General features: G+C 68.2%; 13 protein-coding genes. 8 read left to right on the plus strand and 5 right to left on the minus strand.

Annotated features, from left to right (window positions below; all coding sequences use genetic code 11):
- Positions 1 to 37 precede the first annotated feature (37 nt).
- Genes OHA10_RS34785 through OHA10_RS34795 form a run of 3 tightly spaced genes read left to right on the plus strand, consistent with a single transcriptional unit; the run spans position 38 to position 2,692 of the window.
- A complete protein-coding gene (locus tag OHA10_RS34785) occupies positions 38 to 1,312 on the plus strand; it encodes an MFS transporter (RefSeq protein ID WP_371403026.1) in 1,275 nt (424 codons plus the stop codon).
- The gene (locus tag OHA10_RS34790) at positions 1,224 to 2,039 is read left to right on the plus strand and encodes an ABC transporter ATP-binding protein (RefSeq protein ID WP_371403027.1); all 816 of its coding nucleotides are present in this window, start codon (positions 1,224 to 1,226) and stop codon (positions 2,037 to 2,039) included. The genes OHA10_RS34785 and OHA10_RS34790 overlap by 89 nt, the downstream gene beginning before the upstream one ends.
- A complete protein-coding gene (locus OHA10_RS34795) occupies positions 2,036 to 2,692 on the plus strand; it encodes a hypothetical protein (RefSeq protein ID WP_371403028.1) in 657 nt (218 codons plus the stop codon). The genes OHA10_RS34790 and OHA10_RS34795 overlap by 4 nt, the downstream gene beginning before the upstream one ends.
- Here the strand turns inward: OHA10_RS34795 and OHA10_RS34800 are convergent, their stop codons facing one another.
- Both OHA10_RS34800 and OHA10_RS34805 read right to left on the minus strand, forming a co-directional pair.
- The gene (locus OHA10_RS34800; protein ID WP_371403029.1) at positions 2,693 to 3,739 is read right to left on the minus strand and encodes a LacI family DNA-binding transcriptional regulator; all 1,047 of its coding nucleotides are present in this window, start codon (positions 3,737 to 3,739) and stop codon (positions 2,693 to 2,695) included.
- Between the two features lie 4 nt (positions 3,740 to 3,743).
- Entirely contained in the window at positions 3,744 to 6,101 is a 2,358-nt protein-coding gene (locus tag OHA10_RS34805) for a glycoside hydrolase family 3 N-terminal domain-containing protein (protein WP_371403030.1), read from the minus strand.
- Positions 6,102 to 6,376: 275 nt separating this feature from the next.
- On the opposite strand from OHA10_RS34805, the gene OHA10_RS34810 reads away from it, so the two are divergent.
- The 4 genes from OHA10_RS34810 (at position 6,377) to OHA10_RS34825 (ending at position 10,961) form a co-directional block, all read left to right on the plus strand.
- Positions 6,377 to 7,723 carry an extracellular solute-binding protein gene (locus OHA10_RS34810; protein ID WP_371403031.1) on the plus strand — a complete coding sequence of 449 codons (1,347 nt, stop codon included), beginning with the start codon at positions 6,377 to 6,379 and terminating at the stop codon, positions 7,721 to 7,723.
- Positions 7,724 to 7,754: 31 nt separating this feature from the next.
- A complete protein-coding gene (locus OHA10_RS34815) occupies positions 7,755 to 8,696 on the plus strand; it encodes a carbohydrate ABC transporter permease (protein WP_371403032.1) in 942 nt (313 codons plus the stop codon).
- 1 nt (position 8,697) lies between these two features.
- On the plus strand, positions 8,698 to 9,585 hold the full coding sequence (locus tag OHA10_RS34820) for a carbohydrate ABC transporter permease (RefSeq protein WP_371403033.1): 888 nt from the start codon (positions 8,698 to 8,700) through the stop codon (positions 9,583 to 9,585).
- A 155-nt stretch (positions 9,586 to 9,740) separates the two neighbouring features.
- A complete protein-coding gene (locus OHA10_RS34825) occupies positions 9,741 to 10,961 on the plus strand; it encodes a sialidase family protein (RefSeq protein ID WP_371403034.1) in 1,221 nt (406 codons plus the stop codon).
- Here the strand turns inward: OHA10_RS34825 and OHA10_RS34830 are convergent.
- Positions 10,942 to 11,325: a DoxX family protein gene (locus OHA10_RS34830; RefSeq protein WP_371403035.1), complete on the minus strand. Its 384-nt coding sequence runs from the start codon at positions 11,323 to 11,325 to the stop codon at positions 10,942 to 10,944. The two genes, OHA10_RS34825 and OHA10_RS34830, sit on opposite strands and share 20 nt — an antisense overlap.
- A gap of 75 nt (positions 11,326 to 11,400) precedes the next feature.
- Between OHA10_RS34830 and OHA10_RS34835 the strand changes: the two genes are divergently transcribed.
- Positions 11,401 to 11,955: a TetR/AcrR family transcriptional regulator gene (locus tag OHA10_RS34835; protein WP_371403036.1), complete on the plus strand. Its 555-nt coding sequence runs from the start codon at positions 11,401 to 11,403 to the stop codon at positions 11,953 to 11,955.
- Here the strand turns inward: OHA10_RS34835 and OHA10_RS34840 are convergent.
- A complete protein-coding gene (locus OHA10_RS34840) occupies positions 11,877 to 12,665 on the minus strand; it encodes an FAD:protein FMN transferase (RefSeq protein ID WP_371403037.1) in 789 nt (262 codons plus the stop codon). The two genes, OHA10_RS34835 and OHA10_RS34840, sit on opposite strands and share 79 nt — an antisense overlap.
- On the minus strand, positions 12,662 to 13,114 hold the full coding sequence (locus OHA10_RS34845; RefSeq protein WP_371403038.1) for an FMN-binding protein: 453 nt from the start codon (positions 13,112 to 13,114) through the stop codon (positions 12,662 to 12,664). The genes OHA10_RS34840 and OHA10_RS34845 overlap by 4 nt, the downstream gene beginning before the upstream one ends.

Here is a 13,114-nt window from a genome sequence, read left to right on the forward strand (position 1 = left end):
GTAGGCGGTCAGCGGGCCGCGGTCGATGCTCCATGACATGAGCACCTACACGCAGATCTTCGCCAACCGCGAGTTCCGCAACCTGTGGATCGGCAGTGCGCTGGGCAACGCGTCCTCGACGATGACCAGCCTGACGCTGGCGATCGTGGTCGACGCGACGACCGGGTCCGCGCTGCTCGCGGCGACGATCATGTTCGGGCCGTCGCTGGCCCAGGTGCTCGGCGTCTCAACGTTGATGTCGGCCGCGGACACCGCCCGGCCCCGGCGGATCCTCACGCTGCTCGCAGCCGGCTCGGCCGTTGCGGTCGGCATCCAAGCCGCCCTCGACCTCTCCCCCGGCCTGCGTCTGGTCCTGTCGCTCACGCTGGCGTACGGCCTGTCGATCGGCGCGGGCGTCCGCTACGGACTGCTCGGCGAGGTGGTGCACGACGAGCAGTTCATCCTCGGCCGATCCGCGATGAACCTGTCCGTCGGCGCGATGCAGATCGCCGGCTTCGGCATCGCCGGCATTCTGCTGCAGACGGTCAGTCCGTCGACCGTGCTCTGGATCGCGACCGGCTTCGCGACCCTCGCCGTACCGGTCGTCCGGTTCGGGCTGCAGGACCGTCCGCCACGCCGGGTCGCACGGACCGGCCTCGCCGAGACGTGGCGCGGCAACCGCGTGCTGCTCGCCCAGACCCGGACCCGTCCGCTCCTGCTCGCGCTGACTCTTCCCAACGGCCTGATCGTCGGCTGCGAGGCCCTCTTCGTCCCGTACGCCGGACCGCGCGCGGGCTGGCTGCTGGCCGCAGGCGCCGCCGGGATGATGAGCGGTGATCTGATCGTCGGCCGCTTCCTCACCCGGAACGGCCGCCGTGTCGCGGGACGATGGCTCCGGTTCGTGCTCGCCGTGCCCTTCCTGGGCTTCGCGTTCCACCTGCCGATCTCCGTCCTCTGCGTGCTCGTCGCGATCGGCAGCTTCGGCTACTCGGCTTCCCTTGCCCAGCAGGAGGTTCTCGTCGACCTCACTCCGGCCGAGTTGCGCGGACAGGTGCTCGGGCTGGAGTCCGCGCTCCGGGGTACGACGTTCGGCGTGGCCGCGATCCTGGCCGGCGCACTGGCCGACCTGACCTCGGCCGCGCCGGCGATGACGGCGTTCGCGGCAGCCTCCTTGCTCGTGTCGGCGATCCTCACCCGCCCGCTGTCCCGGGTGCTGCGGCCCGCCGGATGGATAGGCTCACCGCATGGAAGTGGTCCGGCTGCGGCAAGTCTCGAAACGGTACGGACGGCGGGAGATCCTGGCGGACGTCGACCTGCAGGTGAACGCGGGTGAGCTGGTGGCACTCGTCGGCGCCAACGGCTCCGGCAAGTCCACCGTCCTCAAGTTGATGGTCGGCCTGTCCCGACCGTCAACGGGATCGGTCCAGCGCACCGCCGGCGTCGTCAGCTACGTCCCGGACGTCTTCGCATCGCACGATCGCCTCTCGGCGTCGGCGTACCTCAGACACATGGGACGGATCCGTGGACTCAGCACGCGTACGGCGCAGGCGCGCGCTCACGAACTGCTCGACCGGCTCGCACTCTCGGGTGGCGCGGATACGCCGATGAGGAAGCTGTCGAAGGGCAACGCGCAGAAGGTCGCGCTGGCCCAGGCACTCCTCAGACAACCTGAGCTCCTGGTCCTCGACGAACCGTGGGCCGGTCTCGACGCAACCGCGCACACCACCTTGCGCGAACTCCTCACCGAGACTGCCGCGCAAGGCGCCGCGGTCGCCTTCACCGAGCACTCCGCCCAGGTTGTCCGGTCGACGGCGACCCGGGTCTGCGAGATCGAGCGCGGCCGGCTGACCGCGTTGACCCAGCAGACAAGCCTCACCGAGATCTCGATGGTTCCCGGCGCCGAGATCGACTGGTCGCGGTATCCGGACGTGGTCGAAGTACGACCGCACGAGGCCGGCATCACGCTGATGGTGCCGACCGGCCGGCACGACGCGACGCTGCTGACCGCCCTGCAACACGGCTGGTCGGTGACGACGGTTCGCCAGGTGAGGTCCGAGTGACTGCCCTCTACCGCTACCTGCTGACGAGCGTCCTGCTCTCCCAGCGCTATCTCCCGCCGACACTGATCTTCCTCGCCGCAATGGCAGTCGGTACGACGTCGGACAACGGCCCGCTGCAGTCGTCGTACGCGTTCTGCGTGCTCGCGATGCTCGTGTGTACGACGTGGTTGACCGTGAGCATCGTCAATCACGAGGATCCGACGCAGCGGCAGATCACGGTCGTGACGGTGGGGAGCTCGTTGCGGGTTCTGGCGACGACGGTCGCTGTCGTGGTGACGTGGTGCGTGCCGCTGCTGATCATCGGGTTGGTCTACCCGATCGTCACCGGGAAGCATGTCGTGACCGCCGGAGATCTCGCCGTCGGTGCGGCCGCGCAGCTCGGGGCGGCGCTGGTCGGCGCGGCGATCGGGCTGTTGTGCTCGCGGCTGGTGATCCGGCGGATCGGGATCGCGATGCTGACCGCGGCCGCCGCGATCATCGCCGTATTGCTGCTGCGCTGGATCTCGCCGATCCGCCCGATCATGACCGTGCTGTCGGACGACAAGACGGCCGGCGCCAACGCCGTACCGCTCACGCTGCTGGCGGCGTCGTCCGTGGTGCTGCTGGTTGCCGTGGTGTTCGTGACCAAGGTCCTCGCGGACCGGAAGGAATGATCAGGAGGCCGCGACCGACGACAGCTCGAGCGGCGCGGCCGAGCCACGCACGATCAGAGTCGTCGCCAGCTCGACGTGGTGGGAGGCGACCTGCTCCCCGGCGGCCAACTGCAGGGCCGTCCGGAGCGCGACCGCGCCCATCTCGCGCAGCGGCTGCCGCACTGTGGTGAGCGGCGGCGAAGCGAGCCGGGCCACCTCGGTGTCGTCGAAGCCGATCAGGCTGAGGTCCTCGGGCACCCGCAGGCCGCGCGCCCGCGCTGCCTCCAGGATCCCCAGCGCGACCTCGTCGCTGCCGGCGAAGATCGCGGTCGGCCGGTCCCGCAGGTCGAGCATCGAGGAACCGCCGGCCACACCGTCGTCGTACAGGAAGTCGCTCAGCCAGACGTACTCCGGCGGCACCGTCGCACCGACCGCGTCCATCGCACTGCGGAAGCCGCTCATCCGGGCCTGGTTGCAGCTCGAGGTCGGCTGACCGCCGACGTACCCGATCCTGCGGTGACCGAGGGACAGCAGATGCTGGGCCGCGGCCATCCCGCCCGCGAAGTTCGTCGAACCCACACTCGTCACGTCGGGCTGCGGGATGTTCGCCGGGTCGATCACGACGAGCGGCAGCCGGGCTCGCGCCAGCGCGGCCAGGTCGGCATCGGCGAGTTGGCTGGTGAGCCCGATCGCGGCCCGGCGGCCGTTGCCGATCAGCGCGCGGATCCAGCGTGCGGCCCGACCGCTGCTCGACGCCTGCGGGTGCGGCGGGTGCGCGTTCAGCACGACGTCGACACCCTCGGCCTGACCTGCCTCGACGACTCCCTGGATGACCTGGACCGAGTACGCGTTCAGGACGCCCTGGTAGAACAGCTCGACCGTGTCCCGGTGCACGGTGTCCGGCCGGCGGCCGACGTACCCGTGCTTCTCGAGGATCTCCTGGACCCGCGCGCGGGTGACCGGCGAGACGTCGCTACGCCCGTTCAGCACCTTGGACACCGTCGCGACCGAGACACCGGCGGACCCGGCCACCGTCGCCAGGGTGACGCGACCCTTCAATCGAGTCATCTGGTCACCCTCCTCCTGGATCCTCGCCGGTGATCGTGACCGGTGTCGTCAGTACGCGGTCGTGTCCGACCACCCTCACATCCTCGGTCATCCGGAGCATGGCGCGACACGGCAGGTCCATCGACGACGTGCCCACCATCACTTCGAACTCCCCGGGCTCCACGATCCGCCGCAGGTCCGGACCTGTGTACGCCGTCCGATCGGCGTGCACGTGGAAGGTGACGTCGACCGCCTGACCCGGCTCGAGCGACACCCGCGCGAACCCGGTCAGCAGCTTCAACGGCCGGGCGACCCGGGCGACGACGTCACGCAGGTACAACTGCACGACCTCGTCGCCGGCGCGATCGCCGGTGTTCCGCACCCGCACCGTCGCGGTGAACTCGTCGTTGCTGCCGATCTCCGGCGCGCTCAACCGGAGATCGGCGATCGTGAAGGTCGTGTACGACGCCCCGTAGCCGAACGGGTACAACGGGCGGACCTCGAGCCCGCTGATCCCGGCACTCTCGACACTGCCGAGCGCCGGCTGCAGGTACGTGCCGGGCTGCCCGCCGACATGCCGCGGGATCTGCACCGGCAGCTTCCCGCTGGGCACGATCCGCCCACTCAGGACACCGGCGATCGCGGCAGCACCTTCCTGCCCCGGGATGAATGCCTGCACGAGGCCGGCGAGCCGCTCCGCGAACTCACCCAGCGCATACGGCCGCCCCGAGACCACCACCAGCACCACGGGCTTCCCGGCATCGAGCACCGCCTCGAGCAGCTCACCCTGCACGCCCGGCAGCCGCAGATCCTCGGCATCGCATCCTTCACCGGACGTCCCGTGCCCGAACAACCCGGACAGGTCGCCGACGAAGGCCACCACCGCATCACAGTCCCGGGCTGCCGCAACAGCCTCGTCGAATCCGGAGCGATCGTCGCCCATGACGTCACAACCCTTGGCGTACGACACCTCGACGCCGCGCAGTTCGTTGCGCAAGGCATCCAGCGGGGTAGCGATGTCGATGCCCAGCCCGCGCTCGGGGTACCGCGGAAGCACATGGTTCGGGAACGCGTAGCAGCCCATCAACGTGCGCGGATCGTGCGCGACCGGCCCGACAACGGCGAGCTTGCTCAGGTTGGTGAGGGGCAGAGCTGTTCCCGCGTCCAGCAGTACGACGGACTTCTCCGCCAGCTCGGCAGCGATCGCCCGGTTCTCCGCGGAGTCGAGCTCGACGTCGGTCCGCACCGACCCCTCGGCCGTCCAGTCCTCGTCGAGCAGGCCCAGCTCGACCTTCTGCAGCAGCAACCTCCGTGCCGCGCGGTCGACCAGCTCCTCGGACACCTCGCCCGACCTCACCTTGTCCACCAGCCCGGCGAACCCGATCGTGTCCGGCAGTTCGACATCGGTCCCGGACGTCAGCGCCAACGCGCCGGCGTCCGCGTCGTCCGCCGCGACCCGATGCATCGAGGAGAGGAACGGCACCGCCCAGTAGTCCGAGACCACGGTCCCGCCGAAGCCCCACTCCTGCCGCAGTACGTCGGTGAACAACCACGGATCCGCACTCGCGGGCAGTCCGTCGACGTCGGCGTACGAACTCATCACCGAGCCGGCGGAGGCCGTCGCGATCGCGGTCTCGAACGTCGGCAGGATGATGTCGAGCAGCTCACGCCGGCCCATCGACACCGGGCCGTGGTTCCGTCCGGCACGCGACGCGGAGTACCCGGCGAAGTGCTTCAGCGTCGCGATGACGCCGGCACTCTGCAGACCGCGCACGTACGCCGAGCCCAGGATCGCCACCAGGTAAGGGTCTTCGCCGATCGTCTCCTCGACCCGACCCCAGCGATAGTCACGGACGACGTCGAGCACCGGGGAGAGTCCTTGATGTACTCCGACCGCCGCCATGTCCCGCCCGATCGCGGCCGCCATCCGCTCGACCAGCGACGGGTCGAACGTCGCACCCCAGGCGATCGACGCCGGGTAGACGGTCGCGCCGTACGTCGTGAAGCCGGTGAGGCACTCCTCGTGGACCAGCGCGGGGATGCCGAGCCGTGAGTTCTTCAGCACGACCTCGTGTTGCCGGATCACCTCGGCGACGCCCTGCTCCACCGACAGCGGGTAGCTGCCCCAGACCCGGGTGAGGTGGCCGAGACCGTCGCGACTCGCGTCATCCAGCGACGACGACCCGCCGGCCGAGAAGACGTCCTCCATCGGCGCGACGTTCATCGCCCCGTCCTCGGACACCTCGCTGTCGGCCATGTCGTTACCGGCCCAGCGACTGCCCAGCTGCGCGACCTTCTCCTCCAACGTCATCGCCCGCAACAGCAGGCCGACCCGCTCGGCGGCCGGAAGCGCCGGGTCGCGCCACGGCCGGTCAGTCGACATGGACAAGAAAATCTCCCTTGATGATCATTCATTTCGGTGAGCAATTATCGAAAAGTTTTCGAAGCTCCCCGGTCGACCCCGGCGATCCGCCCCGGGTCTGTGAATCACCTGTGACAGCAGGCGTTTACGTGACCTCACTGTGACCCCAAAGTGCCCTTAGTTCAAGTCTTGACAGCACTATCTCCGAAATCTATGTTTCGAAAACAAGTCATATCGACAGGTGCCTTCCGCAACCTGTGGGGGCAGCACGGAGTACGGAGATCACAGTGGATCCGATGACGACATCCCGTCGTACCTTCTTAGGCATGGTCGGCGGCGGCGCGCTGGCGGCCGGCCTCGCGGCCTGCGGCAGTTCCGGCCCGAGCAGCACGCCCGGTTCCACCACCGGAGCGGCGGCCGGCAGCGGCACGACGTACTGGTTCCTCACCGGACAGCCGCAGCAGGCGATCCGGGAGGCGCAGGTCAAGCGGTTCAACGACGCGAACCCCAACACGAAGATCAAGACCACCGAGTTCCAGAACGACGCCTTCAAGGCGAAGATCAAGACCGCGATCGGCGCCGGCCAGGGCCCGACGCTGATCTGGGGCTGGGGCGGCGGCGGCCTGAAGGCCTACGTCGAGGCCGGCCAGGTCGAGGACCTGACCGACTGGTTCAACGGGCAGACCGACCTGAAGAACTCGATCTTCCCGTCCGCCTTCACGGCGGCGACCGTCAACGGCAAGCTCTACGCCGTACCTGGCGAGACGGTCACGCCGATCGTGCTGTTCTACGACAAGCGCTCGTTCGAGAAGATCGGCGCCCAGCCCCCGCAGTCGTGGGGCGACATCATGGACCTGGTGCCGAAGTTCAACGAGAAGGGCATCGCGCCGTTCTCGCTCGGCGGCCAGTCGCGCTGGACCAACATGATGTGGCTGGAGTTCCTGTTCGACCGGATCGGCGGCAGTGAGGTCTTCCAGAACATCTACGACGGCAAGAAGGACGGCTGGTCCGACCCGTCGGCACTGAAGGCGCTCGACGAGATGCAGAAGCTGATCAAGGCGAACGGCTTCATCAAGGGCTTCTCGTCCATCACCGCCGACTCCAACGCCGACCAGGCGCTGCTCTACACCGGCAAGGCCGCGATGATGCTGCACGGCGCGTGGACCTACGGCAACATGAAGTCGTCCGGCAAGGACTTCGTCACCGGCGGCCACCTCGGCTACATGAACTTCCCGCCGGTCGACGGCGGCAAGGGCGACCCGAGCGACACCGTCGGCAACCCGGGTCAGTACATGTCGATCTCCTCCAAGGCGAGCTCGGGCGACAAGGACACCGCGAAGAAGTTCATCGCGAACAACACCCTCGACGACGCCACGGTCGACGCCTGGGTGAAGTCCGGCAACATCCCGGTGGTGAAGAGCGCGAAGGACAAGCTCTCGTCGATCACCGACAAGAACGACTCCGAGTGGCTGAACTTCGTCTACGACACGGCGGCCAACGCGAAGAACTTCGCGCAGTCGTGGGACCAGGCCCTCAGCCCGACCCAGGCCGAGACCCTGCTCGACAACATCGCCAAGCTGTTCCAGCTGTCCATCTCGCCGCAGCAGTTCGCCGACAACATGAACGCGGTGATCGGCCAGTGAACCTGTTGAACATCGAAGGCCAGGAGACTCCATGACCGTGACCGCTCCGCCCGTCGTCCCGGCGACCGGCCGCAATGTCTCGTCCGGCGCCGGGGGGTCCAGCGTCGGGCGGAGCGGTCCGGTCGCCTGGATGGTGCTGCCCGCGCTGGTGCTGTTCGTCGTGTTCGGGGTCGTGCCGCTGGTCGGCGTGGTCGTGCTGAGCTTCACCCAGTGGGACGGCCTCGGCCCGATCCACGCGAACGGGCTCGCGAACTGGCGCACGGTGCTGTCCGATCCGCAGACCTGGCACAGCGTCTTGGTGACCTTCGAGATCATGATCCTGTCCTGGGCCGTGCAGACCCCGATGAGCCTGCTGCTCGGCACGTTCCTGGCCGGCCGGCAGCGGTACCGCGCGTTCCTGGCCGTGCTGTACTTCATCCCGCTGCTGCTCAGCTCGGCCGCGATCGCGATCACGTACAAGGCCCTGCTCGATCCGAACTTCGGCCTCGGCGCGGGCCTGCACATCGACTTCCTCACCCAGGACTGGCTCGGCAAGAGCAACCTCGCCATCGCCGTGGTGATCTTCATCGTGTCCTGGCAGTTCATCCCCTTCCACTCGCTGATCTACCAAGGCGGCGTACGGCAGATCCCGACCACGATGTACGAGGCCGCCTCGATCGACGGCGCCGGCCGGATCCGCCAGTTCTTCAGCATCACCGTGCCGCAACTGAAGTACACGATCATCACGTCGTCGACCCTGATGGTGGTCGGATCGCTGACCTTCTTCGACCTGATCTTCGTGCTGACCGCGGGCGGCCCCGGTGACGCCACCCGGGTCCTCGCGCTCGACATGTACAAGCGCGGCTTCATGTCCAACCAGATGGGTCCCGCCAGCGTGATCGCGTCCATCATCGTGCTGCTCGGCCTGGCGCTCGCACTGCTGCTGCGGCGGCTCGGCGGCAGTACGACGGCCAGCCAGCAGGAAGGTGCCTGAGATGGCGATCGCAACCACCTCGAGTACGCCGACCCGCCGCGCCCGCGGCGGACCGGTGCGCGCACACAAGCTGCTCCAGCTGAACTGGTTCGGCGGCCTGGCCGGCTGGATCTGGCTCGCGATCGTGGTGATCCCGCTGTACTGGATCGTGGTCACCAGCTTCAAGGACCAGAGCGACTACTTCACGCAGAACCCGTTCGCCCTGCCGTCCGCACCGACGTCGGAGAACTACAGGCTGGTCATCGAGTCCGACTTTCCGCGGTACTTCATCAACAGCGTGATCGTCACGATCGGCACGATCGTCCCCGCGGTCGGGATCTCGTTCATGGCGGCGTACGCGATCATCCGCGGGGCCGGCAGCAGGTTCCTTGCCGGGGTCAACGGTCTGTTCCTGATGGGGCTGGCGATCCCGCTGCAGGCGACGATCATCCCGGTCTACCTGCTGATCATCAAGATGCATCTGTACGACAGCCTGCTCGCGCTGATCCTGCCGTCGGTCGCGTTCTCGATCCCGCTGTCGGTGCTGGTGCTGTCGAACTTCATCCGCGACGTACCGAAGGAGTTGTTCGAGTCGATGCGGGTGGACGGCGCGACCGAGTGGGGCATGCTGCGCACACTCGCGTTCCCGCTGACCCGGCCGGCGCTCGTGACCGTGAGCATCTACAACGGTCTGGCCGTCTGGAACGGATTCCTGCTGCCGCTGATCCTGACCCAGAGCCCGGACAAGCGGACGCTGCCGTTGGCACTGTGGACCTTCCAGGGCCAGTACAGCGTGAACGTCCCGGCGGTCCTCGCCTCGGTCGTCCTCACCACGCTCCCGATCGTCATCCTGTACGCCGTCAGCCGCCGCCAACTCCTCTCCGGCCTGACCGCAGGCTTCAGCCGCTAGCCGGCATCACACCCGTCCACTTCCGGGCCTGACCGCGACGAGCGCGCGGTCAGGCACCGTCGTGCGCCCTCTTCCGAGCCATGCGCAGCGATCTGCCTGGCGGGGCGCTTCAACAACTCAACAGGGAGGACAATGTGAAGTATCGCAATGCACCCGTGAGTAGTTCGACCAATCTGACGCCGCAGATGTCCCGCCGAGCGCTTCTCGGCGCAGGCGCAGCAGCAGCGGCCGGCTTGGCCTTCGGCACTGCGGGACCGGCATTCGCGGACCCAGGCCCGGCGGGTGGTGCCGGCAAACCCGGTGGGGAGGTTCCGTTCGGACCTGTCGTCGTGGCTGGTCAAGGCGGGCGCACGTCCTACGCGCGCGCTGTCCGGCTCAGCACCACGGCGCCGGGTAAGTCACGGACCCTGCTCGCGACCTACCAAGGCGGTGGCGGGCCGGGGTTCCCGCTGTATCGCAGTGATGACGACGGCCGCACGTGGGCAAAACAGAGCAGCGTACCCGACGCCTCCACGGCGTCCGGGGTGTATCTGCAGCCGTTCCTCTATGAGCTGCCCCGCGCGTTCGCCGGTCTTCCCAAGGGCGCGCTTCTTTTCGCGTGCAACTGGCTCGGGAAGAACTTCGGCAGTACGAACATCCAGCTCTACGCCAGTACGGACGGCGGCCTCACGTGGCAGTTCCTCAGCACGGTGGCCCAGGGTGGACCGGCGAACACGACGAACGGCGCGACGCCGGTGTGGGAGCCGTTCCTGCTGCTCCACAACGACAACCTGATCTGCTACTACTCCGACCAGCGGGATCCCAACTTCGGCCAGAAGCTCGCGCACCAGACCAGCACGGACCTGGTCACGTGGGGTCCGGTCGTCGACGACGCGACCGGAACGGCCTACGCCGAGCGGCCCGGTATGACCACGGTGGCACGGCTGAAGGGCGACCTGTGGATCATGACCTACGAATTCGGGGAGCCCGACGACCCGACCAATCCCGATCAGAACAACTACACGTACCACGTGCACTACCGGATCGCGAAGGACCCGGAGTCGTTCCGATTCTCGCCGGACATCCCGCTCCTGGACCAGAACGGCGCCGCTCCGAACGGGGCCCCCGTCGTCAGCTGGTCGCAGTCGGGAGGCGTGAACGGAACGATCATCGTCACGGGCAACGACGATCAGGACTTCTTCATCAACCGCGACCTCGGCAACCCCGGGGCATGGACGCGGCTCTCGTCACCGATGCCGGCCGGCTACAGCCGGTTCACGATCCCGTTGGAAGGCCCCGGGGCCCCGCAGAATCGTGGCCTGGTCTTCGTCATCACGGGAGCGCAGTACGGCAACTCCGGGCCTGTCGAGGCGGGCATCATCTCGCTGGGTGACTGACGGCCGGTAGGAGCTTCCTGCTCCGGGGTCTGGTCGCCCACGACGCGAGCGCGAGTACTGCGAACGCGGCGGGGGCGACCATCCCGGAGTACAAGTGCTCGGCCGCGTTCGAGGCGGCGGCGCCGGTCATGTTGATCAGGACACCGGCGTACGCCCACTCCTTCAGCCGCGGCAGGCGTGGCGCCAGCAGGACGACCGCGGCTGCCAGCTTGGCGAGACCGAGGATCGTCGCGAGATAACTCGGATATCCGAGGTCGATCATCATCGGGTAGAACGGCGGCAGCCGGAGCAGGTCCATCGCGCCGCCCACGGCGCACTCCCCCACGACGACTGCGGTCACTGCCCAGTACGTCCCGGTCCTCATCGGGATCACCTTCTATCGAAACGGTGCCGTACTCTTACGCTAACGGTACGATAGCGTTTCGATGGAGGTGGATCAATGGTCTCGCGTGGAGACGGTGCCCGGCAGCGGATGCTCACGGCCGCACTCGGCGTGCTCGACGAGGCGGGGCTGGCCGGCTTCACGATGGAGGCCGTCGCCCGGCGGGCCGGCGCGAGCAAGGCCACGCTGTACCGGCGCTGGCCGACCACCGGTGCGCTGCTGGTCGACGCGATGGATGCGACCTTCCGCCCGTTCCCGACGCCGGACACGGGGTCCGTGGTCTCCGATGTCGCTGAGATCCTGAACGCGTTCGTCACCTTGCTCGAGCGGACGCCGTTCCCCCGCCTGCTCGCCGCGTTCATCGACGCCGCCGAGCGCGATCCCGCGCTGTCGAAGCTGCACACCGATCTGACCAACCGCCGCCGCGAGCCGATGCTCGTCGTCCTGGCCCGCGGTCGCGACCGCGGCGAACTAGGCCCGGACACCGACCCCGAACTGACCACCGACCTGCTCACCAGCCCGTTCTTCTACCGTCACTTCGTTGCCCACCGCCCCATTCCGCGCGGGATGGTCGCCGAGGTCGTCGAGCGGGTGCTGTCGCCGAAGACCTGACGGCTCCCGTCGGCCAGGACGACCAGACCGGTACGGGACCGCATCCACTCGAGACCGTCCGCGCCGAGCGCGAAGGCCGCGGTCGCGTCGATATCGGCCTGGGTCAGCGACCGATGGACCACCGTCACCGACGCGAGCACAGTCGGCGTCGTACCCGTGCGGGCATCGGTGATGTGGTCGCCGCGCCGGTGGAGGCCGGAGGTGGCGATCGCACCGTTGCGGATCGGCACCACGGCGACCACCTTCTCCGGCGCATGGGGGTCCTCGATCCCGATCCGCCAGTCGGCCGAGTGCGGACCGCTGACCCGGCAGGTCAGGTCGCCGCCGGCCGAGAGGCAGTAGTCCGTGCCGGGCAGTCGGTCGAAGGCGTGCGCGGCCCGCTCGACGGCCCAACCCTTCACCACCCCGCTCGGGTCCAGCGCCCCGTTACGTCGTACGTCGAACGCGCCGCCGGTCTCGACCCGGGCCTGGTCGCCGAGCGCGAGGACCTCGGCGACCTCCGGCGGACAGTCCGCAACGGCCAGCTCGCCGCGGTTGAGGCGGGACACGTACGAATCGGGCCGGTAGGTGCTGAAGATCCGGTCGGCGTCCCGCAGTACGTCGAGAGCCGTCGCCCAGGCCTCGGCCGCACGGTCGTCGGCTGCGTGCCGCCCGCGCAACGCCAGGCTGATCGGCATCCCCATCACGTGCTCGACGTACCGCGTGGTCATTTCACCTGGTCCAGAACGCTTTGCAGGGAACGGATATAGCCGTCGCTGGTGACGGTCGCGCCGCTGACCATGTCGATCTCGGCGCTCTGGGCCTGCACGGTCTCCTTGATCAGGATCGGCAGTGCGTACTCGTTGATCTCGGCGTCGCGGCGGTTCCCGTTCGGGTACTGCGGAACGCCGACCGCTGTGATCTTGCCGCTCTGCACGGTGAGCTGCACCTGCACCGGACCCCACTGGGTCTGCGCCACGTCACCCGTGACTGTCGAAGAACCAGTCGCTGTCGACGGTGTTGATGACGGCACCGTCGAGGGAGCGGGGCTGCCGGCTGCGTTGCCGTTGCCGGTGGCAAGCGGTATGGCGGCTTCCGGGCCGGACGTCGAGGTGCGGTAGCCGAACAGCAGGGCGACGGCCGAGACCGTGCCGAGGAACCAGAGCACGATACGTTTCAC

Origin of the sequence: Kribbella sp. NBC_00662 (genome assembly GCF_041430295.1) — a bacterium.
Lineage (GTDB): Bacteria > Actinomycetota > Actinomycetes > Propionibacteriales > Kribbellaceae > Kribbella.